Raw genomic sequence first — 26,793 nt, 5'->3', positions numbered from 1 at the left:
AAGCGCTATAGGCCAATTTTCTGTTCAATGATACCGCCACCTAAACATACTTCGTCTAAGTAAAATACCGCAGATTGACCTGGCGTAACGGCAATTTGAGGCTCATCGAAAACGACTTTAATTTCATCATCGCCTTGCGGGATAATGGTGCAGGCTACGTCTTGCTGGCGGTAACGGATCTTAACGCTGCAACGCAACTCCTGCTTAATCACTTTGCGGTCAACCCAATGCAGTTGCGCGGCGATTAAAGCTTGTGATTTAAGGCGAGGGTGGTCATGGCCTTGGCCAACAATAAGCACATTACGCTCAATGTCTTTATCTACTGTGTACCATGGCGTTTCGTCACCGTCTTTGGTGCCGCCAATACCTAAACCTTTACGTTGGCCTAGGGTGTGGTACATCAAACCTTGGTGAGTACCAATTACTTTGCCTTCACACGTTTCTATATCACCTGGTTGAGCGGGTAAGTACTGAGCCAAAAAGTCAGTAAACTTACGCTCACCAATAAAGCATATTCCGGTGGAATCTTTTTTATTAGCGGTGATCAAACCTTGTTCTTCGGCGATTCGGCGAACCTCTGGTTTTTCGATTTCACCAACAGGGAACAACGTTTGAGCCACGTGCTTCTCTTCTAGAGTATACAAAAAGTAGCTTTGGTCTTTGTTGCTGTCTAAGCCACGTAACATTTGCCAATGGCCGTCTTTAAAGCGACGTTGTACGTAGTGACCGGTTGCGATGTAATCGGCAGACAGTTCTTCTGCGGCAAATTCCAAGAATGCCTTAAACTTAATTTCCTTGTTACACATAATGTCTGGATTTGGCGTGCGACCCGCTTTGTACTCTTCCAAGAAGTGTTCAAACACGTTATCCCAGTATTCCGCTGAGAAGTTTATGGTATGAAGCTTAATACCTAATTTGTCACACACAGCTTGGGCATCGGCTAAATCTTCAGCCGCTGCACAGTATTCGCTGTTATCGTCTTCTTCCCAGTTCTTCATAAAAAGACCTTCAACCTGATAGCCTTGCTGAATAAGCAAGTAGGCTGAAACTGAGGAATCAACGCCGCCGGACATACCGACAATCACTTTTTTAGTGTTGTTTGAGTTCATGCTAACTAGTTGGAAAAAATTTGGGGCGAATTCTACCAGAAAATCTGTGATGAAAACAGCATTTCACATAGCCAAACTATGCTATCTGATCACCAATTAATTGTTGGTACTCACCATTGTTGATGCCATCTAAGGTATAGCTACCAATTTGATAACGTACCAAGCGTAGAGTAGGGAAACCAATCGCTGCTGTCATGCGCCTTACTTGCCTATTTCTACCTTCTTTAATGCTAATGCTGAGCCAAGTAGTGGGAATAGATTTACGCTCTCTAACGGGAGGATTGCGTGGCCAAAGGTTTGGCTCGGCTATTATTTTTATTTTGGCGGGTAAACAAGGGCCGTCTTTGAGTGTTACACCGCTACGTAGCGGCGCTAAATCTTGCTCTGTTGGCGCACCTTCTACTTGTGCCCAATAGGTTTTGCTGGTTTTGGCTTTAGGGTTCGCTAATTGATGTTGCAGCTTTCCGTCGTTTGTTAACAGTAGTAACCCTTCGCTGTCTCTATCTAAGCGGCCAGCGGCATACACTTCTGGAATATCAATAAAGTCTTTTAAGGTGGCTCGGCCCTGGCCATCGGTAAATTGGCTGAGTACGTCAAAAGGTTTGTTAAATAAAACTAAACGGCGTGGGCCGTTGAGCGGTTTAATGGGTTTAGCTTCAGCCTTTCGTTTAAAACGGCGCGGCTTTGGCGCTTTTGCAAACTTATTCATAGCGTCGATTGTAACAGCTAATGCATGTACCACTAGTAAAACAATGTTAATGCGTTTGTAAATGGTTTATTATTTTGGCCGAATTATTGGACGGTCAGTTGCTAATAACAGCAGCTTATTTGCTTTTATATGTAAAATTGACCACCTCGCGGACTCGATCATTATTCAAAAAATGGCAGCCGTAGCGAGAGCAACCACAACTTTAGGGACCGACATGACGTCAAAGATTATTTATACCTTAACGGACGAAGCGCCAGCCTTAGCCACATATTCATTGCTACCTATTGTACAAGCGTTTACCGGCGCTGCTGGTGTACACGTAGAAACCCGCGATATTTCTTTAGCGGGTCGCATTATTTCTAGCTTTCCAGAATGCTTAACTGAGCAACAACAAATCTCAGACGCATTAGCAGAGTTAGGTGAATTGGCGAAAAAGCCTGAAGCTAACATCATCAAGTTACCTAACATTAGTGCTTCTGTTCCGCAGTTAAAAGCGGCAATTAAAGAGCTTCAAGCACAAGGTTATGCCTTGCCAGAGTACCCAGAAGAGCCAAGCAACGACCAAGAGCGTGACGCTAAAGCTAAATATGACAAAATTAAAGGCAGTGCAGTAAACCCGGTACTACGTGAAGGTAACTCAGACCGCCGCGCACCTGGTTCTGTTAAACAATATGCTCGCAACAACCCTCATTCTATGGGGGCTTGGGCTAAAGATTCTTTAAGCCATGTAGCCAGTATGGAGCAGGGCGATTTTTACGGTAGTGAAGTATCGGCAACTATTCAACAGGCTGACACGGTAGCGATTCAATTAAAAACTGACGCTGGTGAAACTATTACGCTAAAAGAGGCTTTCCCTGTATTAGCGGGTGAAGTTATTGATGCAGCAGCACTGAATGTGGCCCAGTTATCAGCCTTTATTGAAGCAGAGATAGAAGACGCTAAAGCAAAAGGTATTTTGTTTTCACTTCACATGAAAGCGACCATGATGAAGGTGTCTGACCCAATCATTTTCGGCCATGTAGTTAAAGTATTCTTCAAAGATGTATTTGCTAAATACGGTGAGTTATTTGACGAGCTAGGTGTAGACGTACGTAATGGTTTAGGCGATGTATACGCTAAAATTCAAAGCTTAGACAGTGCAAAGCAAGAAGAAATAAAAGCCGCTATTGAAGCTGTTTACGCAGTTCGCCCGGCGTTAGCGATGGTGGATTCGGATAAAGGCATTACCAACTTACACGTACCAAGTGACGTGATTATTGATGCTTCAATGCCTGCAATGATCCGTGCTTCTGGTCAAATGTGGAATAGTGACGGTAAGCAACAAGATACTAAAGCGGTTATTCCTGATCGTAGCTATGCCGGTATTTATCAGCAAACTATTGATTTTTGTAAAGAGAATGGCGCATTTAACCCAACGACAATGGGCTCGGTAGCTAACGTTGGCTTAATGGCGCAAAAAGCTGAAGAATACGGTTCGCATGACAAAACCTTTGCTGTTCCTGCGGCGGGTACGGTTGAAGTAATTGATGCAAATGGCCAAGTAGTACTTAGCCAATCAGTTAATCAAGGCGACATTTTCCGTATGTGTCAGGTTAAAGACGCGCCTATTCGTGACTGGGTAAAACTCGCTGTTAACCGTGCGCGCCTAAGCAATACTCCTGCAGTATTTTGGTTAGATGCAAACCGTGCCCATGATGCTCAGTTGATTACTAAAGTAGAGAGCTACTTAGGTGACCACGATACTAGTGGTTTAGAGATTAAGATCTTAGCACCTAATGATGCAACTCAGTTCTCGCTAGAGCGCGTTAAACAGGGCCTAGATACTATTTCAGTAACGGGTAACGTATTGCGTGATTACCTGACGGATCTGTTCCCAATATTGGAACTGGGTACATCAGCTAAAATGTTGTCGATTGTACCGCTAATGAATGGTGGTGGGTTGTTTGAAACGGGTGCTGGCGGTTCAGCACCGAAACACGTTCAGCAATTCGAGAAAGAGAACCACTTACGTTGGGATTCTTTAGGTGAGTTTCTAGCTCTATCTGCTTCTTTGGAGCATTTAGGACAAGTTACCAATAATGCTAAAGCTGCGGTTCTAGCTGCGACCTTAGATAAAGCAACGGGCATTTTCTTGGACCAAAACAAGTCGCCTTCACGCAAAGTTAAAGAGCTCGATAACCGTGGAAGTCACTTTTACTTGTGTATGTACTGGGCTCAGTGCTTAGCCGAGCAAGAAGGTGATAAAGAGCTTAAGCAAGCGTTTGCAGCCATTGCTGATAAGCTAGTTGCGCAAGAGAGCGCGATTGTAGAGCAGTTAAACGCAGCTCAAGGCCCAAGTGTAGACTTAAGCGGCTATTTCCAGCCTAATGCCGCTAAGGCGTCAGCAGCAATGCGCCCAAGCGCTATCTTTAACGAAATAGTTGATAGCTTGCGTTAATTTCGAGCTAAGCCATTTCAATAAGCCGGTACATTGTTATCGGCTTTTTTGTATCTGCTGATAAATGAGAGTGGGGGAGCTAGAAAATAAAATGCCAGTCATTAAGACTGGCATTTGGCCTAGCAGAGTATTGCTATTAAAAGGTCATTGCTGACTATCGTCAAAGACAATGCTTACAGCATGACTACCTTTTGGCCCTTGCTGAGTTTCAAATTGAACTGGCTGACCAGCTTTAAGAGTACGATACCCTTCCATTTGAATTGTCGAATAGTGAGCGAAGATATCTTCTCCGCCTGTATCCGGGCAAATAAAACCAAATCCTTTTGCGTTGTTAAACCATTTAACTGTACCGTTTGGCATACGACATTTCCCTATTAAATTTATCTACCAAACCAACTTGTTGGTCATTTTTGACGCAACTTTAAGTCAGCTGTTTAACAATTTAGTAAAATATTTACTACAGTCAAGTTTTCAAGGCATTTTTCTACTAGCCTTGTTAACTCAAAGCGGTTATGTTGAATACAGAAACGCGTTTTTACTACTATAGTTTTTATGAGCAAATTATCTGACTGGCTAGATGTTGAAGAATTCACCAAAGAGGCCAAAAGCGAGACGGCACCACCACCAATGTATAAGGTGGTATTAAATAATGATGACTATACTCCTATGGAGTTTGTTATCGAAGTGTTGCAGTTGTTTTTTAATATGGATTTAGATAAAGCAACACAAATAATGTTAACCATTCATTATAAAGGTAAAGGAGTTTGTGGGGTTTTCACGGCCGAAGTAGCTGAAACAAAAGCTGCACAAGTAAATAGTTATGCTAAACAAAATGACCATCCCTTGATGTGCACCATGGAGAAAGCATAGCTACGTAGTATTGATTGTCTTTAGGGGGCCTATGCATGCTAAATAAAGAGTTGGAACAAACTTTAAACCAAGCGTTTAAAGAAGCGAGACAACAGCAACACGAATTCATGACGGTAGAACACCTGTTGTTGGGTTTACTAGAAAATTCTGCCGCAAAAGAAGCCCTAGTCGCGTGTGGGGCTAATCTCAATCAACTTAACCAAGAGTTAAGTAGTTTCATTGAACAAACCACCCCAATCATTCCAGAGGACGATGGCGAGCGCGAGACTCAGCCTACTCTAGGTTTTCAACGTGTGCTGCAACGTGCAGTGTTTCATGTTCAATCATCAGGCAACAGTGAAGTTAGCGGAGCTAACGTACTAGTCGCTATCTTTAGTGAGCAAGAGAGCCAAGCGGTTTACTTCCTTAAAAAAGCGGATATTAGCCGCTTAGACGTGGTTAACTTTATATCACATGGTATTCGTAAAGATGATGAGCCAAGTGCTGAACAAGGCCCTGCAGCGGATACTGAAGCGCAATCTGAAGAAACTAAACAACTAGAGAGTTTTGCTAGCAACCTAAATCATTTAGTGTTGAAAGGTAAAATCGATCCTCTTATTGGTCGTGACAAAGAACTGTCGCGTACTATTCAAGTATTATGTCGTCGTCGTAAAAACAATCCGTTGTTAGTGGGTGAAGCAGGGGTAGGTAAAACCGCCATTGCTGAAGGACTTGCTTACAGAATTGTTCACGAAGACGTCCCTGATGTCATTAAAGACGCTACTATTTATTCTTTAGACATTGGTTCTTTGCTTGCCGGTACTAAGTATCGCGGTGATTTTGAGAAGCGTTTTAAGTCGTTGCTAAAACAGCTAGAAAATGCTGAAAACGCCATTTTGTTTATCGATGAAATTCACACCATTATTGGCGCAGGTGCAGCATCAGGCGGCCAACTTGACGCCGCTAACTTGATTAAACCTCTACTAAGCAATGGCTTATTGCGTTGTGTTGGCTCAACAACTTACCAAGAATACAATCAGATCTTTGAGAAAGATCGAGCTTTGGCTCGCCGTTTCCAAAAAATTGATGTGGTGGAACCAACAGTTGAGGATACCACTAAGATCTTGATGGGTTTGAAGAGTCGCTATGAAGCTCACCACGACGTACGTTATACCAAACAAGCAATGCGCAGCGCTGCAGAATTAGCAGCCAAGTATATTAATGAGCGTCATTTACCTGATAAAGCCATTGATGTCATCGATGAAGCGGGTGCTAGTATGCGAATGCTGCCGGTAAGTCGCCGTAAAAAAACCATTGGTGCCGGTGATATCGAAGCGATTGTTGCAAAAATTGCGCGTATTCCTGAAGCCAAAGTATCGTCTTCTGATCGAGAAACCTTACGCGGCTTAAACGATACCCTTAAAATGGTGGTGTTTGGGCAAGATCCAGCCATTGATGTATTAGTGGATGCGATTCGCTTAAACCGCTCAGGATTAGGTGCAGAACAAAAACCAGTGGGTTCGTTCTTGTTTGCCGGGCCAACTGGTGTCGGTAAAACTGAGGTTACTCAACAGTTAGCCAAAGCTATGGGTGTAGAGCTTATTCGTTTTGACATGTCTGAGTATATGGAACGCCATGCTGTTTCTCGTTTGATTGGAGCACCTCCTGGCTACGTTGGTTTTGACCAAGGTGGTTTGTTAACGGATGCAGTACTCAAACATCCTCATTGCGTGGTATTGCTCGATGAGATTGAGAAAGCACACGAAGATGTATTCAACCTGTTATTGCAAGTAATGGATCACGGTACACTCACCGACAACAACGGCCGTCATGCAGACTTCCGCAATGTTATTTTGGTTATGACCAGTAACGCCGGTGTTAAAGAAACTCAACGTTCAGCTATTGGCTTTAAAGAGCAGGATATGAGTTTTGATGCGATGGCGGAAATTAACCGTATTTTTGCTCCAGAGTTTAGAAACCGCTTAGATAACATTATTTGGTTTAATCACTTAGGTGAAGACATCATCGAGCAAGTGGTGGATAAGTTCATTGTAGAGCTGCAAGCACAGCTTGATGCTAACGGCGTATCAATGGAAGTGAACACAGAAGCACGTTTGTGGTTATCAGAACAAGGCTACGATCGCTCTATGGGAGCCAGGCCAATGTCTCGGGTTATTCGCGAACAACTGCGCAAACCACTCGCTAACGAAATCTTGTTTGGACGTTTAAACCAAGGTGGCCATGTTGATATTGGTTTGAAAGATGGCAAGCTTGATTTTCAGTATGAAGATGAAGTGGCCGAAGTATAATTTAGGCCAATATGCAAAAAGCCAGCGATAAGCTGGCTTTTTTAATTGTTGCTCACAACAATATGCGGATTAGCGCGCGCGGAAAACAATGCGCCCTTTTGACAAGTCGTACGGTGTTAGTTGAACCGTAACTTTATCCCCGGTTAAAATGCGGATGTAGTTCTTACGCATTTTGCCGGAAATGTGGGCTGTAACAACATGTCCGTTTTCTAGTTCTACACGGAACATTGTGTTAGGCAAGGTGTCTAACACTGTGCCTTGCATTTCAATATTGTCTTCTTTCGCCATTGAGTCCTCTGTTTGACACGCACTTATAAAAACGCAGGGAGAATGCCAGATTTACCGCCTTGTGTAAAGTTTATCCTCCAAATCTATTGCCATTTCCCATTAATAAATCGTTGATGTGGCAAATAGTTCCGTTTGTAGTTCATTTTTTTGCAGTTATCGACTTGATAACCCAAGTACAACCATGACTTATTGTTTTGTTGAGCGGCTGATATTTGCATTAGTACCGCCAAATTACCCAGTGACAGTTGTGATAAGTTCGGCTCAAAGAATGTATATACGGCGCTGTAGGCGTTTTCTTGTACATCGGTGACGCATACCGCTATCAGCTGGTCATTTAGAAACAGTTTTAGATATTGAGTATGTGTCCACTCACAACTTAAAAACTGAAAAAATGACTCCTCGCTGGCAGGGTACATGCTGCCATCTTGATGTCGTGCGGCTATGTAACGCTCAAAGAGCTGGTAATCAACTTGATTAAGTTCTTCCTCCCACTGCATTATGACTAGTTTGTTTTTGTTCAAAATACGTTTTTGAGAGCGACTAGCGCTAAATGCTTGAGTATCAACGCGTAAGGACTGACAGGCGTGACAGTGTTCGCAGGCTGGGCGATATAACTCATTGCCGCTACGGCGAAACCCTAAGGCCAATAACTGTGGGTAATAGTCAGTCTTTTGCTGAGAATTACATAGGGTAAAACATAACTGCTCTTTTTCTTCAGGTAGGTAAGGGCAGGGGCTTATTTGACTTAAGCCAATAGGCAATTGCATTAACGTATTTCCTGTGGCCGCCAGCAGCTTGGATTTAGCGGTTTATCTTTAGTAGTTTTCAATAAACTTAGAAAATCATCTCTTGCTAAAGTTTGCATACCTAAACTTAGCAGGTGAGGGTTTTCTACTTGGCCGTCAATATAAACGCCACCATGAGCAGCAAAGTGCTGGCAGAAAAGGTGAAAGGCCAGTTTTGAAGCGTTGCTTACGGTATGGAACATCGACTCACCACAAAACACCTGGCCTACATTAACGCCATAAAGGCCACCGACTAGTTGCTGTTGTTGCCATACTTCAACTGATTGAGCATGACCAAGTTGATGAAGCTTTATGTAAGCTTGGTACATGTCGTTGTTAATCCAGGTCTCACCTTCTCGCTGCAATGCACATTGACGAATAACCTGTTCAAAATCACGATTGATGGTGACTTTTAAGGAAGATTTACGGATAAATTTACGCATGCTTTTGCTAATGGTATGGCTTGATAATTCTAGCCCAATTCTAGGATCGGGGCTCCACCATAATACTGGCTGCTCATCACTAAACCACGGGAAAATACCATTGTTATATGCATCGATTAGCCGTTTACTGCTTAGGTCTGCGCCTATAGCTAGTAGCCCGTTTGGATCGCTAAGTGCTTGGTGTGGGTCAGGAAAGGGTCGATTAAGATCTAGATATACCGGCTGCAAAATAACTTGGATGTAAAATGGTTATTAGTTGAGTATATCAGCAAAACCAAGGTGAATAGGCAATAAAAAAGCCGGCATTGAGGCCGGCTTTAGATTGCACAGATGGTAACTCTAGTCGTTTAGGCTATCTAAGTAACGCTCAGCATCTAAGGCAGCCATACAGCCAGCGCCAGCAGAGGTAATTGCTTGACGATAAATGTGGTCTGCAACATCACCTGCGGCATAGATCCCCGGAATACTGGTTTGAGTTGCATTGCCCTCGGTACCAGATTGTATGGTTAAGTAACCATCTTTCATTGCTAATTGGCCTTCAAAAATGCCAGTGTTAGGTTGGTGACCGATGGCAATGAATGCGCCCATAACGTCGATATCTTGAGTGGTGTCGTCGTTTACGTTTCGCACGCGAACACCAGTTACGCCCATTTCGTCACCCAGTACTTCATCCAATGTTTGGTTTAAATGAAGAACAATATTGCCGTTTGCCACCTTGTCCATTAAGCGTTTAGTAAGGATTTTTTCACTACGGAACTCTTCGCGGCGGTGAATAAGGTGAACTTCTGAAGCGATATTTGAAAGATATAGTGCTTCTTCAACAGCAGTGTTACCGCCACCCACAACAGCTACTTTTTGGTTGCGGTAGAAAAATCCATCACAGGTTGCACAAGCCGATACGCCTTTACCTTTAAATGCTTCTTCTGATGGAAGCCCTAAGTACTTAGCGGAAGCGCCTGTAGCGATAATTAGAGCGTCGCAGGTATATTCAGCGCTGTCGCCTTTAAGCTTATATGGTTTCTCTTTAAAATCGACTTCGTTGATGTGGTCAAACACAATTTCAGTTTCAAATTTTTCAGCATGAGCTTGCATCCGTTCCATTAACGCTGGACCGGTTAATCCTTCGGCATCGCCAGGCCAGTTTTCAACTTCGGTGGTTGTGGTTAGCTGGCCACCTTGTTGAATGCCTGTGATAAGAACAGGGCTAAGGTTTGCTCGGGCAGCGTAAACCGCTGCAGTGTAACCCGCAGGGCCTGAACCGAGAATGATTAGTTTATGATGTTTCGCGTTGCTCATGATTGTTTCAATTCCTTAAAGTCCTTGCTTGGTATATGAGGGTATAAAACTCAATATCAAGCATCAAAATATGAAAAACTTGCGGCCTGCACGGGCAAGCTGATTTGTTGGATACAGCATAATCGTCTTCGTTAATCCCAACAAATAATAAAACTTTATATGGATATGCGTATTTATCTAGCCTTTAATTCGGCTTTTTACTTGATAGTCTGGGCATTTTGTGGAATAAATAATGCTCGGGGATAAAACAAAAGTTTAGAAAAATCTGTTCGCTTGGGTTTTAGCTCTGCATCTCGCTTGTAATGACTTATTTATGTGTGAAGGGATACCCACATAGTTTATGCAGTGACAACCAGTAATAATGCATAAAAAGTCAGCTCAACTTGGTGTACTTAGGGACAACAATCGTATCACCACTAATGGAAGCAAAAGGTCGACCAATGAAGGAACTGGATCGTATTGATCGCAACATACTTAATGAGTTGCAAAAAGATGGCCGCATATCAAATGTGGAACTTTCAAAACGCGTAGGTTTAAGCCCTACACCTTGTCTAGAAAGGGTTAGACGCCTGGAGCGCCAAGGTTACATTACCGGTTACACCGCAATTTTAAATCCTCAGTATTTAGACGCTTCACTGTTGGTTTTTGTTGAAATCACGTTGAATCGTGGTGCGCCAGATGTATTTGAACAATTTAACCATGCAGTGCAGCAGCTTGAAGAAATTCAAGAATGTCACTTAGTATCTGGTGATTTTGACTACCTATTAAAGACTCGCGTAGCGGATATGTCTGCTTATCGTAAGTTGTTAGGCGAAACTCTTCTTCGTTTGCCTGGTGTAAACGACACGCGTACTTACGTTGTTATGGAAGAAGTGAAGCAGAGTAATCGACTAGTTATCAAAAACTAACGGAGTCGTTTCCCCCTCCAATTCATTTTTGATAAAGTTAAACAAGCGGCTAATGCCGCTTGTTTTGTTTTTAACCAAACAGAATATTTATTGGATATTTTTAGTTCAAGGGAACGCTTGTGACAGATCTTACAGACAACAGATTGTCTGGCTTTGCTCGTATTGCGGAAGTATGCGCTATCGCAATGGGCGCTTTAGGTGTTTACCTAATGGTAGCCTTATTAACATTTAATCCTAGTGATCCGAGTTGGTCGCAAACAGCAGTTGAACAATCCATTGCTAATGCAGCTGGCAGTTCTGGTGCTTGGTTTGCCGATTTACTGCTATTTAGTTTTGGCTTTATGGCTTATAGCGTTCCTTTGATCAGTGGTTTTTTAGCTTGGGCTTTATTTTGGCGCCCCTGTCCGGTTGCCCAACTCAATTTCTTTACTCTAGGTTTAAGGGTAATTGGGTTTGTTTTCACTTTCGCGAGTTTAACCACTTTAGCGAGCATTCATATTGATGATTTTTTCTTTTTTTCTTCAGGAGGCTTAGTGGGAGATATTTTCACTCAGCTAATGATCCCAGTGTTTGGTTTGTTAGGCACTAGTATTATTTTGTTAGCAGTATTTGCCGGTGGTGTAACCTTATTCACCGGCGTATCTTGGATTCAGTTTGTTGAGCAACTGGGCAGTCTTTTAAACGCAGCCTATAGTGGCCTGGTATCTTTGCCCGAGCGAATGCGGAATAAGAAACAACGCGAATTAGAGCAAGATGTATTAATGCGCGACTTTGAACCAGAAGCAAAAGCTGAAGAAAGCACTGAATTGCCAGAGCCAAATATGGATTCTGATATTCATTTGCAAACTGATTTTGTAGATGAACAGCAGCCCTCTTTACAAGAAAAATTAGAAGCAGAGCCTTTAGTGAGCTCGCAAGCGATTGAACCGAGCTTTTCAATAGACAGTTCATTTGAGGAAGAGTTATCTCAAGCTAAAGAAGATATTGAGTTTGCCTTTGAAGACGAAAGTGTAGACCCACCAAGCGTGATTCTTGACCAAACACCACCTGAGCCAATGCCTGATATTCCCTTTGAAGGTGGCTCAATGCCCGCTAAGGCGAAAGCTGTCGCACCCAGTCAGCCACAAACTCCAGCTGCAGCTGCTCAACCTCGATTAAGCAGACTACCCGATATGAATTTATTGGATAGGCCAGACAAAAAGCAAAACCCGATTTCTCAAGAAGAGTTAGAACAAGTTTCTCGTTTAGTCGAAGCCAAATTACTGGATTTTAATATTCAAGCATCGGTAGTCGCAGTGCACCCTGGCCCAGTAATTACCCGTTTTGAATTGGATTTAGCGCCTGGGGTAAAAGTAAGCAAAATCACCAATTTGTCTAAAGATTTAGCGCGAGCTTTATCGGCAATTAGTGTGCGTGTGGTTGAGGTTATTCCCGGTAAGTCAGTGATTGGTTTAGAACTGCCAAATCGCTTCAGAGAAATAGTTTACTTAAGCGAAGTGGTAGATAGTCCAGTATTTCATCAGGCTAAATCGCCACTCACTATGGTGTTAGGTAAAGATATTGCCGGTCAACCTGTAGTCGTCGATCTTGCCAAAATGCCGCACTTATTAGTGGCTGGTACAACAGGCTCGGGTAAGTCTGTTGGGGTAAACGTAATGATCGTGAGCCTACTTTATAAATCAACACCCGAAGATGTTCGCTTGATCATGATCGACCCTAAAATGTTGGAGTTGTCGGTTTATGAAGGCATTCCTCATTTGCTGTCTGAAGTAGTTACAGACATGAAAGAGGCAGCTAATGCACTGCGCTGGTGTGTGGGTGAAATGGAACGACGCTACAAATTAATGTCAGCACTCGGCGTACGTAACCTAAAAGGCTATAACCAAAAAGTGTTGGATGCCATGGCATCGGGTAATCCTATTGTCGACCCTCTGTGGAAGCCAGAAGACAGCATGGCAGAAATTGCGCCTACCTTAGAAAAGCTACCGCATATTGTGGTGGTGATTGATGAATTTGCCGACATGATGATGATTGTAGGCAAAAAGGTAGAAGAACTGATAGCACGTATTGCGCAAAAAGCCCGTGCTGCAGGTATTCACTTAGTCTTGGCAACACAGCGTCCTTCGGTGGATGTGATTACGGGTTTGATTAAAGCCAACATTCCTACACGAATGGCATTCCAAGTTTCTAGTCGTATCGATTCTCGAACCATCTTGGACCAACAAGGAGCTGAAACCTTACTGGGTATGGGCGATATGTTGTACTTGCCAGCGGGTACCGGTGTTCCAACACGTGTGCATGGTGCATTTGTAGACGATCACGAAGTTCACGCGGTGGTTTCGGCCTGGAAAGAACGCGGAGAACCCGATTACATTGATGAGATATTAAACGGCGAAGCTGGCCCAGATGCCATGCTGCCTGGCGAAGTCGCTGAATCCGACGAAGAATTAGATGCTTTATTTGACCAAGCGGTAATGCACGTAACCGAAACTCGCCGCGGCTCTGTTTCTGGAGTACAACGTAAGTTTAAAATTGGTTATAACCGCGCGGCGCGTATCGTTGAACAAATGGAAGTTCAAGGCATTGTGAGTGCCCCTGGGCACAACGGCAATCGAGAAGTGATTGCACCACCTCCTGTTCGAATTGATTAAAGAGATAAGATGAAAACATTAGTAAGTATTGCTTTCGCTGCATTGGTATCAGGCCAGGCTGTAGCGGCTGACGCCGCTGCGGAATTAAAACAACACCTTGCAGACTTGCAGGGCTTTCAAGCACAGTTTAAACAAACGGTGATAGATGCCGACGGTGTCAATATTCATGAGGCAGAAGGTAAACTTAGCTTAGCAAGGCCTGCCAAACTTAACTGGCAACAAGTGATGCCAGAGCAAGATATGATTGTGTCGGACGGTTCAACTATTTGGTATTACAGCCCGTTTGTTGAGCAGGTTACCATCATGGATGCGGGTGAAGCGATTAATCAATCGCCCTTTATTTTACTAGCAGACGATCGTAAAGAGAGTTGGCAGAACTATCAGGTAGAAAAGTTAGAGCAGGGTTATTTAGTTAAATCTAAACAAGATCCAATGCAAGCTGCGTTTTGGGTGAAACTAAATGCCGATAGCAGTATTTCGCGTTTCGACATCATTGAAAGTACCGGCCAGCGCAGTGAATTTACATTAGACAGTTTTAAAGCTAATCCAAAGTTTGATAGCAAACTGTTTCAATTCGATATTCCGGCAAATACAATGATTGACGACCAACGCTAATGAGTTTGGAGTTAAACTTTGAGGCCGATTTTCGGCCTCTAGCAGCAAGAATGCGCCCTACAGAATTAGCGCATTACGTTGGCCAGCAGCACATTTTAGCGGCTGATCAACCTTTGTATAAAGCAATATCAAGTGGCCAGCTACATTCAATGATTTTATGGGGGCCGCCTGGCACCGGTAAAACCACTATTGCTGAGCTAGCTGCGCATTATGCCGATGCTGAAGTCGAAAAAATTTCTGCCGTAACTGGTGGCATTAAAGAAGTTCGGGCTGCTATTGAGCGGGCTCAACAAAATCAGCAAGTAAGCCGTCGCACAATATTGTTTGTTGATGAAGTACATCGATTCAACAAAAGCCAACAAGATGCATTTTTACCATATGTAGAAAATGGCACCGTTATTTTTGTGGGTGCAACAACCGAAAACCCCTCGTTTGAGCTTAACAACGCTTTATTGTCGCGGGCAAAAACCTATGTATTACGCTCACTAGATAGCGCGGCAATTATGCAGCTGCTAGATCGTGCGATTAACGATGATTCACTTCTAAAGCAACAAAATCTGCACTTCGAAGATGGTGTGCTTGAGGCCTTAGCTGGCTTAGTGAGCGGCGACGCGCGTCGTGCACTCAATCTGCTTGAGATGATGTCTGAGCTGGCTGAAGTAGATGCAAAAGGTAAGTACTTAAGCTTTAGTCTGCTTAAGCAAGTAGCTGGAGAGCGTTATAGCCATATCGATAAAGGAGGCGACAAGTTTTATGATTTGTTGTCGGCTTTACATAAATCAATTCGTGGCTCATCGCCAGATGCTGCCTTGTATTGGTATAGCCGTATTTTAGAAGCCAGTGGCGACCCTTTATCGGTTGCGCGTCGCTGCTTAGCAATTGCCTCAGAGGATGTGGGAAATGCCGATCCTCGCGCGATGCAAATTGCGGTTAGTGCATGGGACTGCTTTACTCGAGTTGGTGCAGCAGAAGGTGAACGTGCGATTGCTCAAGCGGTGGTTTATTTGGCTTGCGCACCTAAAAGCAACGCGGTGTATGCCGCTTTTAAAGCCGCCCGTGTTGCAGCCAAAGAATACGGCGATGCAGAAGTGCCAGTACATTTACGTAACGCACCCACCAAATTGATGGCAGAGCTAGGGTATGGGGCTGAGTATCGTTATTCACACGACGAACCCAATGCTTATTCGGCTGGTCAACAATACCTGCCAGACGCTTTACACGGTAGCCAATTTTACTATCCACAACCGCGCGGTTTAGAAAAACAGATAGCTGAAAAACTGAGTTATTTACATAATCTCGACCAGCAAGCCAAATAAGCACCCACTTATTCAAAGTAATTCACCTATATTGCGCGATCTAGTCGAAAGCTAGATTGTGTCTGTAGGTAGTTGCTCTATAATAAGCGAGTTTTGTAAAGCAAACATTTAGCAATACCTTACTAGGCGTTATTTGGCAGGGTATTGTGATTAATTATCAAATTGAATTGGAAGTAGGTTATTGAATGTTAGACGCTAATTTGTTGCGCGGCGAAATAGACACCACCGCTGAGCGCTTAAAGACTCGTGGATTTGAACTTGATGTAGCTCGATTGACTGAATTAGAAAGTCGTCGTAAAGAACTACAAGTTCGCACCCAAGAACTACAAAATGAGCGTAACACCCGTTCCAAATCAATCGGTCAGGCCAAAGGGCGTGGCGAAGATATTGCTCCGCTGCTTGCCGAAGTAGGCCAATTGGGTGAAAAACTCGACGCCGCGAAGGGCGAGCTAAACGAGTTACTAGAAGAAATTAAAGATTATTCTTTAACGCTACCTAACTTACCTCATCCAAGTGCGCCAATAGGCAAAGATGAAGACGAAAACGTTGAGTTGCATACTTGGGGTGAATTACCGGATTTTGATTTTGACGTTAAAGATCACGTTGATGTAGGTACTGACTTACAAGGTTTAGATTTTGCCAACGCAGTAAAGATTAGTGGTTCACGCTTCATCGTAATGAAAGGCAAAATTGCTAAGTTACACCGTGCCATTGCTCAGTTTATGCTAGATACCCATACCGAAGAACATGGTTACCAAGAGATGTACGTGCCTTACTTGGTTAACTCTGATTCTTTGTATGGCACGGGTCAAATGCCTAAATTTGGTAAAGACTTATTTCATACTCAGCCGGCAACCGAAGAAGGTATTGGCATGAGTTTGATTCCAACGGCCGAAGTACCGCTCACTAATATGTTGCGTGATAGCATCGTAGATGAAACCGAGTTGCCCATTCGTATGACTGCTCATACTCCGTGTTTTCGCAGCGAAGCGGGATCTTACGGGCGTGATACTCGCGGTTTAATTCGTCAACACCAATTCGACAAAGTTGAAATGGTGCAGCTGGTTCACCCTGAGAAATCATACGACGCCTTGGAAGAGATGCGTCAACACGCGGAAAATATTCTTCAGAAACTTGAATTGCCATACCGGGTAGTTACTTTGTGTACCGGAGATATGGGCTTTGGCGCAACTAAAACCTATGACTTAGAAGTATGGGTACCGGCGCAAGATGCTTACCGAGAAATTTCTTCAGTATCTAACTGTGAAGACTTCCAATCGCGCCGTATGCAAGCGCGTTTTCGACCAACCGGCGCTAAAAAACCAGAGTTGTTACACTCATTAAATGGTTCTGGTTTAGCAGTCGGCCGTACCTTGGTGGCTATTTTAGAGAACTACCAAAATGCTGATGGCAGTATTCGTATTCCAGACGTCCTGCAACCTTACATGGGCGGAGTAGAGCTTATTTCTGCTTAGCACTAACTAATAAATGAGTATTAAAAAAGCGCCTTAAGGCGCTTTTTTGTTATTTAAATTAGATACATTTAACTGGTTTAGGTAGGCCAGCTACTTTGGTTGCTTGTTTGGCCGGGCCTTCTGGGAACAGCTTATATAAGTATCGACTATTGCCTTTTTCTGGGCCAAACTTTTTGGCCATGGCTTTAACTAGCGCCCGCATGGCTGGTGAGGTATTAAACTCCAGATAGAAATTTCGAACAAAGTGAACCACTTCCCAATGGGCTTCATTCATTTCAATGTTTTCTAGTTCAGCAATATGAGCGGCTAGCGCTTCTGTCCATACCTCTAACTCAAGTAAGTAGCCGTTTTTATCGGTAGGGTATTGTTTGCCGTTAAATTCAATCATGCCAGTGTTTCGTGCCTTATTAGCCTGTTATCACGGCTAGTTTACCACTTACCATTAAGCAATAACTGTCGAATTTTCTTTAAGTCTTTACCGATGAGCTGTAGCTGATAAGCAATCAATAGTTCGTTGCCAACTAATTGAGGCAATAGTTGGTTAATGGCGCGCATTAAAGCCTCATGCTGCAGGCTTAAACTTGGCCTTTGCTCCGATTTTAGCAACAGGTAATCGTGCATTAAACACAGCTCGTTTTGAATGGTCTCGCCTAGACTCGCTAAGCGTTCAGCTGCATGGCTAGATTGCAGCTGATTACGATGCGTAGAGAGGGCAGACAGGTGAGACAGCAAATGATGGCTTAAACCTACCAGTTGATACAAATCAGGTGATAATCGCTGCTTAGCACTGGGTTCTGCCAGCATATGTTGCCAATGGCGAACCAGTTCGGCTTCGCTTTGATAGGCGTGGTAGCGGCTTAAGCGAAAGGCCGTTGACTCATCGGTAGTTTGAGAGAAATACTGCTCGAATATGGCTTGCTGATACTTAGCAATATTGGCAAATAACTGGCTAATAATTTTGCGGCTTTGCTTATGTTGCCAATCGGGCCACAGATAACGCATCGCTGTCATTGCCATTACCGCCCCAAGAATAGTGACAAAGGTTCTTACCATTAACGCTTCATTTGCGGGATAGCCTTGTATGTCTAAAGACATGGCAACAAACACCGTAATAACAGCCACAGAAATAGCATAGTTAAAATGGAAGAACAAAAAGAACAGCAATATAAAGCCTGGGAGCAATGCTATAAGAATGATCTCTGGAAGAGCTAAATAGCTGAGTCCCGCTGCAAGCACAACACCCACGATAGTGCCATAAACTCGTTTGTCTACTCGCTTTTTAGTATCGTGATAATTCGGCTTAACTACTAATAAACAACTTAACATCAACCAGTAAGCGTGTTCGTCTCCCGAGAGCTGAATTAAGCCATAAGCGGCTAACATAATGGTAGCCATTCTTAAGGCATGGCGGTTTATGGAGAGTGTAAAGTCGAAAGCTTGCTGCAAATATTGTTTTATTGAAATAGAACTAAAAGGTGAAAAGCTTTGTTCTGGTTCAGGAAAGTGCTGCTCATGAAAGCATAGAGCGGTGACTTTCTTTAAGTTTTTGAGCATGTAGGCAAAGCGCGGTGGCACATCTTTTAAATTAGCTCGGTTTTGCTCAAGAGTATCAATTGCATAGTTAAGTTCTTGTTCTATTTCTGGCGGGGTTTGTCTTGCACCAATAACCCGGGCGATTTTAACTAATATAGTTCTCGTTTCAGCGAGCAATGTTCTTGGAAGAACCTTTTGCAAACGTTCGTAATCTAAATGGGACGAACTTAAGCGCTCATGGAGTAACTGGGCTTTAAAAAATCGGTCCATTTGGCCTGAGCCAACTTGCTGTTTGTTACGCTGTTGGTGCACATACAAGCCGTGGCGTATAACGCCTAGCTGCTCAGCAATATCAGCGCTTTGGGCTGTTAGCTTAACTTGAATGTCGTTGATGTTAGCTGCGCGTTGAAATAGCCGGGTTTTAGTTAATTGGTACAAACTGATTTGGCGAAATACATTATCCAGCTGTTTGTCTACCCAGCGGGTAGGGTAAAGGGCGTTTATAACCAGCGAAAGTAACGCATAACTAAGTGCTCCTATCACTAACCAAAGTGGTTGCACCCAAGGGTTTGCATAGGTGGAATACCCTAGCATGGTGTAAATGGCAATAATCAAGGAACAAAGAGAGATAGAACCGTATTTTTGCCCAAGCACCGGCATGCGCATAAACAAGTAACATGAACTAAATAAACCAACAGCGAACAACCACGGCCAAGGGAATAATAGAGTGACCGATACAGTCGCTAAGGTAAAACTGGTTACCATTAAGGCTGTGCTTTGCAGGCGTTGTTGATAGAAGTCAGGGCTGTCGGCTAAACCCGCAGCCACAATACCGAGAGTGGCGGTAAGTGCGAGATCTACGTCTAGCAGCAAGCCTAGGCTTAATACTAACGTAGCTAAACCAGCAGCTTTTAACGCTACAGTCCAGTTAAGTGCAGATGAATCAATTTTTAACGTTAGTGCCATAAATGAAAACGCCCTGCAAAGGCAGGGCGTATTTATCCTTTACCAATCTGGCTTAGTCGTCGTTCAAGAAACCTAAGATATGTAACAAGTGTACGAAAATATTAAATATATTCAAGTACATAGAGATAGTTGCTCGAATGTAGTTGGTTTCGGTACCGTTTAAGATGTTGCTGGTATCGTAAAGAATAAAACCAGAGAACAACATTACCGCTGCACCACTAATGGCTAGGCTAAGCATTGGTATTTGTAAGAACAAGTTAAGTAACATGCTCACTACAACCACAATTAAACCCGCCATTAAAAAGCCGCTCATAAAAGAGAAGTCTTTTTTGGTGGTGAGTACATAGCCAGACAAGCCGAAGAAAATAAGACCTGTCATACCTAAGGCTTGCATCACAATGGCTGGGCCTTGTGGAAACTGTAGGTAAGCGCTAAGCAATGGACCCAACGAGGCACCCATTAAGGTTGTAAATACAAATGTCCAAACAAGCCCCATCGAAGAATTGATGCTGCGAGGTAAGACGAAGAATACGATGATCATAGCGGCAACCATCATACCAATAGACGCCATGTGACCAATACCGGCGACTACTGCAAAGAAAGCTGCAATTGCACTGGTAAACAAGGTCATCGATAGTAAAGCGTATGTATTACGCAATACCTTATTTGTTTCCAGTTTCGATGCAGCGCTATAGTTTATCGTGCTAGGCTGATTCATTATTTCACTCCGTTCAGGCTGAGTTAGTTGGTTAGTTTATATAAACCGAAATTGTAGTATAACCAGTTTTTAACTAAAAAAAATCAAATCCGCCATCTAAAAATGCTGGTAGCGTCACCAATTCATCACAGATAAATTTAATAAAGCACTCAAAGACTTAGCTTTTTGAATGTTTGTCAGTGCAAAATCACCTTACCTTATACTAAAGCGAGTGTTGCACTCGGTTTCACATAGCCCTATGATCAGCGCATTAACAGGGCAGTTTGCCTCAACCCTTCAACGATTAAGTGAGACGGATAACAGATGTTAGTTTTAGGACACACTAATCCAGACTGCGATAGTATTGCCGGTGCAATATCTTTAGCAGAGTTATTAACTAAGCAAGGTACACCTGCTACTGCTATTGCTCAGGGCGAACCAAACCCTGAAGCACAATTTCTTTTAGACAAAATTGGCTTTCAAGCGCCAGAAGTTCGCACCGAGATTGCCGGTGAAGATGTATGGTTAATTGATTACTCTGATTGGGGCCAAGCGCCTAAAGATGCTAAGAAAGCCAATATTCGCGGTATTGTTGATCATCATAAACTCGGCGACATTACCACTGCTGAACCAGTAGAGTGTTGGATCCGCCCAGTGGGCTGTAGTTGTACCATTGTTTACAGCATGTACCAAGCCTCGAACATCACACCAAGTAAAGAAGCGGCAACACTAATGCTTGGTGCTATTTTGAGCGACACGGTTAAGTTTAACTCGCCTACATTTACTCCTGTAGATCGTGAAGCTGCAGAAGCCTTAGCGAAATTGGCCGGCGTAGCGGATATTAATGCCTTCGCTGATGAGCAGTTTGCTGCTAAGTCAGATGTAGCATCAGTGCCTGCATCTGAGTTGGTGCTTCGCGACCAAAAGGTTTACGAGATTAACGGTAAGCAATTTGCTATCGCTCAGCTTGAGTTAACCTCGGTTGCACCGGTATTAGCGCGCTTAGATGAGTTAGAAACAGAATTAGTGGCGCTTAAACAAGCTCATAACTACCACACCGCATTAGTATTGCTTACTGATATCACTACATTAAATTCTACTGGGTTAATCTGTAGTGATGAAGCCGCATTGGTGGCGTCTACTTTAGGTGGAAGCATTGATGGCTCTATTATTGATTTACCTGGTGTAGTTAGCCGTAAGAAGCAGGTGATGCCGCCCTTACAACGTGAGTTTGACGCCAGTTAAACACTCACCTTTGTATAGAAAACCAGCCGATTTAGGCTGGTTTTTTTGTGTTTGTTGATCGCTAAATTAATTTTCTAACTTTGAGTTTCGTTTTCAGTAACCCATGCGCTGTTTTTAGTTTACAAATTACGTTATTTAATTACTTTTTAAACAGTATTTACTGTTGTTATCGTCACTTAATGAATTTTTCTGCAAAAAATGTGAGAAAAAACTCGTTTATTTAGTCTCTTAGGCGTTTTTGTAAAAAAAAATCACACTTAATTTCAAGTCAAGTCTGAAATTCTCATTATATCTGTGATAGCATTTCCGTTACTTTCGTGACGAATGGACTAGCTCCTGCGTTATTGAATGCTGTTGTTTTGGAGGTTGTAAGGATAATCTACTGATAAAGACGATTATTCACACATCATCGAGAGCTGATGTGGCTCCTCTTTAAATGAAAATACTATTGATGTTCAAGGTCTTGTCGGTCTGAATAACATCAATATAGCAGTAAATAGGAATTACTGGATGACAAACATAACTCAACACAATAAGAGCCTTTATAGGCCTGAATTCGAACACGATAGCTGTGGTATCGGATTTGTTGCCCACTTAAAAGGGCGTAAAAGTCATGATGTGATCGAAAACGCATTAACCATGCTTACTTGCATGGAGCATCGTGGTGGTACAGGTTGTGACGTCGATAGTGGAGACGGCGCAGGTATCCTCATTCAGCTTCCTCATGAGTTTTTTAAAGAAGAAGCGACAAAACTAGGTTTCAGCTTACCTAACCCAGGTGAGTATGGCGTGGGTATGGTTTACTTCCCGCGTGATGAAGCTATTCGTCGCGAATGTCGCGAAATTTTAAACCGAAACATTGAGAAACTAGGCTTAACCTTATTAGGTTACCGCGTAGTGCCAAAAGACAACTCAAGTTTGGGTCAGGCCTCAGTTGATAATGAGCCGCAAATTGAGCAAGTCTTTATTGCGCGCCCATCTGATCTAGACCAACAGATTTTTGAACGTAAGCTATTTGTTTTACGTAAATACACGCTGCACATTGCCGATGCAACGGTTGCAGGTGTAAACGAAAGCTTTTACATGGCGTCGATGTCTTCGCGCACTATTGTCTATAAAGGGCAGCTAACAACCGCGCAAGTACGTAAATACTATTTAGACTTACAAGATCCACGCGTAGTGTCGGCAATTGCCATGTTCCACTCGCGTTTCTCTACTAATACCTTCCCAGCTTGGCGTTTAGCACAGCCTTTCCGTTACATTGCCCACAATGGCGAAATTAACACGGTTAAAGGTAACGTAAACTGGATGCGTGCCCGTGAATCACTGCTTGCAAGTGTAAACTTCAGCAAAGAAGAACTGGATATGATTAATCCAGTGTGTGATATCACGCGTTCTGACTCAGCCAACCTAGACATGTGTGTAGAATTACTGGTGTTAAGTGGTCGCCCACTTGAGCAAGTAATGATGATGGTTGTGCCAGAAGCATGGCAAACTCAAGACGATATGGACCCTGTGAAGCGCGCCTTCTACGAGTACTATTCGTGCATGATGGAACCATGGGACGGCCCAGCTTCAATTTCATTTACCAATGGTAAAGTGATTGGCGCAACTTTAGACCGTAACGGATTACGTCCTTCTCGTTACCTTGTTACCGATGATGGCCTAGTTGTCATGGGTTCAGAAACAGGTGCGTTAGTAGTAGACCAATCTAAAGTGGTTCAAAAAGGCCGCTTGCAGCCAGGTAAAATCTTTATTGCAGACCTAGAACAAGGTCGCATTATTGCTGACGACGAAGTTAAACACACAGTGTGTTCTAGTCAGCCATACGGCAAGTGGGTAGAAGAGAATAAGATTGTTCTTGATGACCTACCTTTACCAGAAGGTTACGACCGTTTTGCTACGCAGCACAGCTTAGAAAAACGTCAAAAAGCTTTTGGTTACAGCCAAGAAGACATTAATGCCGTTCTTAAACCAATGGTTGGAACGTCTAAAGAACCATTAGGTGCAATGGGTACAGATACGCCATTGGCGATTTTGTCTGACAAAAATCCGCATCTATCGCATTACTTTAAGCAGTTGTTCGCTCAAGTAACTAACCCGCCAATCGACCCAATTCGAGAAGAAATGGTGATGTCGCTACGTACTTACGTAGGCGCGGACTTAAACTTACTTGAAGAAACACCACTGCATTGTCGTAAAGTAGAAATCAAGCAGCCAGTATTAACCAACGAACAGTTGGCTAAGCTACGTAGCATTGATCATAACCACTTCCAAGCAGCGACTATTTCTACTACTTTCCAAGCCACTGGCGCGGAAAATGAACTAGAAAAAGCAATCGACCGTATTTGTCGTCATGCTAAAGACGCTGTAGATGACGGATTCTCAATCCTTATTTTGAGTGACCGTCGAGTAGATAGCGACCATGCTGCAGTACCATCGGTATTGGCCACAGCCGCTGTTCACCACTACTTAATCCGCGAAGGTATCCGTGCTCACGCAGACTTGATTGTTGAATCAGGCGACATTCGTGAAACGCATCACCTAGCCACTGTATTAGGTTACGGCGCAGCGGCGGTAAACCCATATCTAGCCATTGAAACACTGCTAGACATGCGTGACCAAGCCATTATTGATAGCAGCATGTCTAACGATGATGTGATATCGCGTTACAGCAATGCAGTAAATAGTGGCTTGTTAAAAATCTTCTCGAAAATGGGTATCTCTACACTTCAGTCATACCAAGGCGCGCAAATCTTTGAAGCGCTGGGTATTAACTCTGATGTGGTTAAGAAATACTTTACTGGCACAGTAACTCGTATCGAAGGTTTAAGCCTGGACGGAATTGCCACTGAAGCTTTAAATCGTCACCGCGAAGGTTTCCCTGCAGACGATAACCCGTTTAATGATTTGATTCTTAAAACTGGTGGTGATTACGCTTGGCGTCAAGATGGCGAACGCCATTTGTTTAACCCAACGACTATCCGTTTGCTGCAAAACGCTTCATCTACTAATGACTACAAGGTATTTAAAGAATACGCAGCCAATGTAGATAACCAAGCGAAAGAAGCCTTTACACTGCGTGGCTTACTGAAGTTTAAGACTGACCGCGAAAGTGTACCTCTAGAAGAAGTAGAATCAGCTGACAAGATCCTGAAGCGTTTCGCTACAGGAGCAATGAGCTTTGGTTCAATCTCTTGGGAAGCTCATACCACATTGGCAATTGCCATGAACCGCATTGGCGGTAAGAGTAACTCTGGTGAGGGCGGTGAAGACCCAATTCGCTTCAAGCCTATGGAAAATGGCGACTCAATGATCTCCAAGATCAAGCAGGTTGCTTCTGGTCGCTTCGGTGTTACCAGCCATTACTTAGCGAATGCTGAAGAATTACAGATCAAAATGGCACAAGGCGCTAAGCCTGGTGAAGGCGGTCAATTACCTGGTGATAAGGTAGATGCATGGATTGGTAAAACACGTGGCTCAACGCCGGGTGTAGGTCTAATTTCACCACCGCCACACCACGACATTTACTCAATCGAAGATTTAGCTCAGCTAATCTACGATTTGAAAAATGCTAACCGCGACGCACGTATTAACGTTAAGTTAGTATCAGAAGCTGGCGTAGGTACAATTGCATCGGGTGTATGTAAAGGTTACGCCGATGTAGTGCTTATTGCTGGTTACGACGGTGGTACAGGTGCTTCTCCACTTAGCTCAATTAAACACGCAGGTTTGCCGTGGGAGCTGGGTCTAGCAGAAACACACCAAACTCTTATTCAAAATAAACTGCGTAGCCGTATTACAGTGCAAGCCGATGGCCAACTTAAAACACCACGCGATTTAGCAGTAGCAACCTTGCTAGGTGCTGAAGAGTGGGGCGTGGCAACCGCTGCACTAGTGGTTGAAGGTTGTACCATGATGCGTAAGTGTCACTTGAACACCTGTCCGGTAGGTATTGCTACACAAGACCGTCGTTTACGTGAGCGTTATGCGGGTCAAGTTGACCACGTTGTTAACTTCTTCCAAATGATGGTTGAAGGTTTACGCGAAATTATGGCTGAACTTGGCTTCCGTACCATCAACGAGATGGTAGGCCAGAGCCAGTGTTTAACGCCTCGCACCGACGTTGACCACTGGAAATACAAAGGCGTAGATTTATCGCCAATCTTGTATAAAGCAGACGATAGCGGAAACGAGACGCTTTACTGTAGCCAAGAGCAAAAACACTTAATTCACGACATTGTTGACCGTCGCTTAATTAAAGATGCTGCTGCTGCGCTAGAGTCTGGCGAGAAAGTTTCTTTAAGCTCTGAAATCATCAATACCGACCGAAGTGTGGGTACTATGTTGTCGAACGAGATATCTAAACGCTACGGCGCTGAAGGTCTACCTGCAGATACCATTAACGTTAAATTTAGCGGTAGTGCAGGGCAAAGCTTCGGTACGTTTGCTGCTACAGGTATCAAGTTTGAACTTGAAGGTGATGCCAACGACTACTTCGGTAAAGGCTTATCCGGCGCCAAATTGGTGGTTTACCCAGATTCAAGTGCACCGTTTGAAGCGCGCAAAAACATCATTGTAGGTAACGTAGCCTTCTTTGGTGGTACAGCGGGTGAAGCATACATTCGCGGTATTGCTGGTGAACGTTTCTGTGTTCGTAACTCAGGTGTTACCGCCATTGTAGAAGGTGTTGGCGACCACGGTTGTGAATACATGACTGGTGGTAAAGCGGTTATTCTTGGTGAAACAGGCCGTAACTTCGCTGCTGGTATGTCTGGCGGTGTGGCTTACGTATTAGACCGCAGCAAGCAGTTCGCTTCTCGCTGTAACATGGAAATGGTGAGACTTGGTGGCATCGAAGATGCAGCTGAAGCCGCCGAGTTAAAAGCCCTAATCGAGAACCACTTAGCTCACACTGGCTCAGACGTAGCCAAAGAGTTGTTGGAAGATTGGGACAATGCGCTAAGTCTGTTTGTTCGTGTAATGCCTACTGATTATGAACGTATGCAAAATTACATGAAAGACGCGAAAGCTACCGGTGAATATGAAACGGATTACGATGTAGCAGTTGCTGCATTCGATATGCACCTTGATAGCGTTGCGCAAGCGAAAAAAGCCAAGGCTGAACAAGCCAAACAGAAAGCTGAAGCGGTTTAGGAGAG

The 26,793-nt window shown here is 43.6% G+C and carries 20 protein-coding genes; 10 read left to right on the top strand and 10 right to left on the bottom strand.

The features are described from left to right. Positions 1-5: 5 nt before the first annotated feature. Positions 6-1,109, bottom strand: coding sequence for a tRNA 2-thiouridine(34) synthase MnmA (gene mnmA / locus Q4592_RS17610; RefSeq protein WP_137674737.1), 1,104 nt, complete (start codon positions 1,107-1,109; stop codon positions 6-8). Between the two features lie 76 nt (positions 1,110-1,185). Beyond that, positions 1,186-1,818: a pseudouridine synthase gene (locus tag Q4592_RS17605; RefSeq protein ID WP_303515597.1), complete on the bottom strand. Its 633-nt coding sequence runs from the start codon at positions 1,816-1,818 to the stop codon at positions 1,186-1,188. 214 nt (positions 1,819-2,032) lie between these two features. Here Q4592_RS17605 and Q4592_RS17600 point away from each other — a divergent pair, with 214 nt between their 5' ends. Continuing rightward, positions 2,033-4,255: an NADP-dependent isocitrate dehydrogenase gene (locus Q4592_RS17600; RefSeq protein ID WP_303515596.1), complete on the top strand. Its 2,223-nt coding sequence runs from the start codon at positions 2,033-2,035 to the stop codon at positions 4,253-4,255. A 144-nt stretch (positions 4,256-4,399) separates the two neighbouring features. On the opposite strand, the gene cspD is transcribed toward Q4592_RS17600, so the two are convergent. Beyond that, entirely contained in the window at positions 4,400-4,615 is a 216-nt protein-coding gene (gene cspD, locus Q4592_RS17595) for a cold shock domain-containing protein CspD (RefSeq protein ID WP_137674740.1), read from the bottom strand. 192 nt (positions 4,616-4,807) lie between these two features. Here cspD and clpS point away from each other — a divergent pair, with 192 nt between their 5' ends. Both clpS and clpA read left to right on the top strand, forming a co-directional pair. Beyond that, complete coding sequence (gene clpS, locus Q4592_RS17590; protein ID WP_137674741.1) at positions 4,808-5,125, top strand: ATP-dependent Clp protease adapter ClpS; 318 nt, start codon at positions 4,808-4,810, stop codon at positions 5,123-5,125. Between the two features lie 35 nt (positions 5,126-5,160). Further along, entirely contained in the window at positions 5,161-7,413 is a 2,253-nt protein-coding gene (gene clpA / locus Q4592_RS17585; RefSeq protein ID WP_137674742.1) for an ATP-dependent Clp protease ATP-binding subunit ClpA, read from the top strand. Positions 7,414-7,482: 69 nt separating this feature from the next. On the opposite strand, the gene infA is transcribed toward clpA, so the two are convergent. From infA to trxB, 4 genes are all read right to left on the bottom strand, one after another. Beyond that, on the bottom strand, positions 7,483-7,701 hold the full coding sequence (infA, locus tag Q4592_RS17580) for a translation initiation factor IF-1 (protein WP_016401030.1): 219 nt from the start codon (positions 7,699-7,701) through the stop codon (positions 7,483-7,485). Positions 7,702-7,784: 83 nt separating this feature from the next. Continuing rightward, a complete protein-coding gene (locus tag Q4592_RS17575; RefSeq protein WP_303515581.1) occupies positions 7,785-8,468 on the bottom strand; it encodes an arginyltransferase in 684 nt (227 codons plus the stop codon). Beyond that, entirely contained in the window at positions 8,468-9,157 is a 690-nt protein-coding gene (aat, locus tag Q4592_RS17570; RefSeq protein ID WP_368509304.1) for a leucyl/phenylalanyl-tRNA--protein transferase, read from the bottom strand. The genes Q4592_RS17575 and aat overlap by 1 nt, the downstream gene beginning before the upstream one ends. Positions 9,158-9,268: 111 nt before the next feature. Next, positions 9,269-10,225, bottom strand: coding sequence for a thioredoxin-disulfide reductase (gene trxB / locus Q4592_RS17565; protein ID WP_137674745.1), 957 nt, complete (start codon positions 10,223-10,225; stop codon positions 9,269-9,271). A gap of 419 nt (positions 10,226-10,644) precedes the next feature. Between trxB and lrp the strand changes: the two genes are divergently transcribed. From lrp to serS, 5 genes are all read left to right on the top strand, one after another. After that, entirely contained in the window at positions 10,645-11,133 is a 489-nt protein-coding gene (gene lrp / locus Q4592_RS17560) for a leucine-responsive transcriptional regulator Lrp (protein ID WP_040306996.1), read from the top strand. Positions 11,134-11,276: 143 nt separating this feature from the next. After that, on the top strand, positions 11,277-13,784 hold the full coding sequence (locus Q4592_RS17555; protein ID WP_303515669.1) for a DNA translocase FtsK: 2,508 nt from the start codon (positions 11,277-11,279) through the stop codon (positions 13,782-13,784). A 9-nt stretch (positions 13,785-13,793) separates the two neighbouring features. Then, entirely contained in the window at positions 13,794-14,399 is a 606-nt protein-coding gene (gene lolA, locus Q4592_RS17550; protein WP_303515573.1) for an outer membrane lipoprotein chaperone LolA, read from the top strand. Next, the gene (locus Q4592_RS17545) at positions 14,399-15,715 is read left to right on the top strand and encodes a replication-associated recombination protein A (RefSeq protein WP_303515570.1); all 1,317 of its coding nucleotides are present in this window, start codon (positions 14,399-14,401) and stop codon (positions 15,713-15,715) included. Before lolA ends, Q4592_RS17545 begins: the two co-directional genes overlap by 1 nt. A 185-nt stretch (positions 15,716-15,900) precedes the next feature. After that, positions 15,901-17,190: a serine--tRNA ligase gene (gene serS, locus Q4592_RS17540; RefSeq protein WP_303515568.1), complete on the top strand. Its 1,290-nt coding sequence runs from the start codon at positions 15,901-15,903 to the stop codon at positions 17,188-17,190. Between the two features lie 58 nt (positions 17,191-17,248). Here serS and Q4592_RS17535 read toward each other — a convergent pair whose 3' ends face one another. The 3 genes from Q4592_RS17535 to Q4592_RS17525 are packed head-to-tail and all read right to left on the bottom strand — an operon-like array spanning position 17,249 to position 20,407. Continuing rightward, on the bottom strand, positions 17,249-17,578 hold the full coding sequence (locus Q4592_RS17535) for a TusE/DsrC/DsvC family sulfur relay protein (RefSeq protein ID WP_137674750.1): 330 nt from the start codon (positions 17,576-17,578) through the stop codon (positions 17,249-17,251). Between the two features lie 41 nt (positions 17,579-17,619). Continuing rightward, on the bottom strand, positions 17,620-19,689 hold the full coding sequence (locus Q4592_RS17530; protein ID WP_303515564.1) for an FUSC family membrane protein: 2,070 nt from the start codon (positions 19,687-19,689) through the stop codon (positions 17,620-17,622). A 52-nt stretch (positions 19,690-19,741) separates the two neighbouring features. Next, positions 19,742-20,407, bottom strand: a complete 666-nt coding sequence (locus tag Q4592_RS17525) for a Bax inhibitor-1/YccA family protein (protein ID WP_137674752.1) — start codon at positions 20,405-20,407, stop codon at positions 19,742-19,744. Between the two features lie 303 nt (positions 20,408-20,710). Between Q4592_RS17525 and Q4592_RS17520 the strand changes: the two genes are divergently transcribed. Beyond that, positions 20,711-21,631 carry a manganese-dependent inorganic pyrophosphatase gene (locus tag Q4592_RS17520; protein ID WP_303515561.1) on the top strand — a complete coding sequence of 307 codons (921 nt, stop codon included), beginning with the start codon at positions 20,711-20,713 and terminating at the stop codon, positions 21,629-21,631. 510 nt (positions 21,632-22,141) lie between these two features. Next, the gene (gltB, locus tag Q4592_RS17515) at positions 22,142-26,788 is read left to right on the top strand and encodes a glutamate synthase large subunit (RefSeq protein WP_303515559.1); all 4,647 of its coding nucleotides are present in this window, start codon (positions 22,142-22,144) and stop codon (positions 26,786-26,788) included. Positions 26,789-26,793 lie beyond the last annotated feature (5 nt).

Source organism: Agarivorans sp. 1_MG-2023 (genome assembly GCF_030548385.1).
In the GTDB taxonomy this organism is placed as follows: domain Bacteria; phylum Pseudomonadota; class Gammaproteobacteria; order Enterobacterales; family Celerinatantimonadaceae; genus Agarivorans.
The sequence above is the reverse complement of the archived record's forward strand: the minus strand, read 5'-3'. Positions and strand labels throughout refer to the sequence as shown.

Coding starts and splice junctions, on each gene's coding strand:
- lolA (WP_303515573.1), top strand. CDS start 13,794: ATGAAAACATTAGTAAGTATTGCTTTCGCTGCATTGGTATCAGGCCAG.
- gltB (WP_303515559.1), top strand. CDS start 22,142: ATGACAAACATAACTCAACACAATAAGAGCCTTTATAGGCCTGAATTC.
- Q4592_RS17605 (WP_303515597.1), bottom strand. CDS start 1,818: ATGAATAAGTTTGCAAAAGCGCCAAAGCCGCGCCGTTTTAAACGAAAG.
- infA (WP_016401030.1), bottom strand. CDS start 7,701: ATGGCGAAAGAAGACAATATTGAAATGCAAGGCACAGTGTTAGACACC.
- Q4592_RS17545 (WP_303515570.1), top strand. CDS start 14,399: ATGAGTTTGGAGTTAAACTTTGAGGCCGATTTTCGGCCTCTAGCAGCA.
- lrp (WP_040306996.1), top strand. CDS start 10,645: ATGGAAGCAAAAGGTCGACCAATGAAGGAACTGGATCGTATTGATCGC.
- trxB (WP_137674745.1), bottom strand. CDS start 10,225: ATGAGCAACGCGAAACATCATAAACTAATCATTCTCGGTTCAGGCCCT.
- Q4592_RS17520 (WP_303515561.1), top strand. CDS start 20,711: ATGTTAGTTTTAGGACACACTAATCCAGACTGCGATAGTATTGCCGGT.
- Q4592_RS17575 (WP_303515581.1), bottom strand. CDS start 8,468: ATGCAATTGCCTATTGGCTTAAGTCAAATAAGCCCCTGCCCTTACCTA.
- serS (WP_303515568.1), top strand. CDS start 15,901: ATGTTAGACGCTAATTTGTTGCGCGGCGAAATAGACACCACCGCTGAG.
- Q4592_RS17600 (WP_303515596.1), top strand. CDS start 2,033: ATGACGTCAAAGATTATTTATACCTTAACGGACGAAGCGCCAGCCTTA.
- Q4592_RS17535 (WP_137674750.1), bottom strand. CDS start 17,578: ATGATTGAATTTAACGGCAAACAATACCCTACCGATAAAAACGGCTAC.
- cspD (WP_137674740.1), bottom strand. CDS start 4,615: ATGCCAAACGGTACAGTTAAATGGTTTAACAACGCAAAAGGATTTGGT.
- clpA (WP_137674742.1), top strand. CDS start 5,161: ATGCTAAATAAAGAGTTGGAACAAACTTTAAACCAAGCGTTTAAAGAA.
- Q4592_RS17525 (WP_137674752.1), bottom strand. CDS start 20,407: ATGAATCAGCCTAGCACGATAAACTATAGCGCTGCATCGAAACTGGAA.
- mnmA (WP_137674737.1), bottom strand. CDS start 1,109: ATGAACTCAAACAACACTAAAAAAGTGATTGTCGGTATGTCCGGCGGC.
- clpS (WP_137674741.1), top strand. CDS start 4,808: ATGAGCAAATTATCTGACTGGCTAGATGTTGAAGAATTCACCAAAGAG.
- Q4592_RS17530 (WP_303515564.1), bottom strand. CDS start 19,689: ATGGCACTAACGTTAAAAATTGATTCATCTGCACTTAACTGGACTGTA.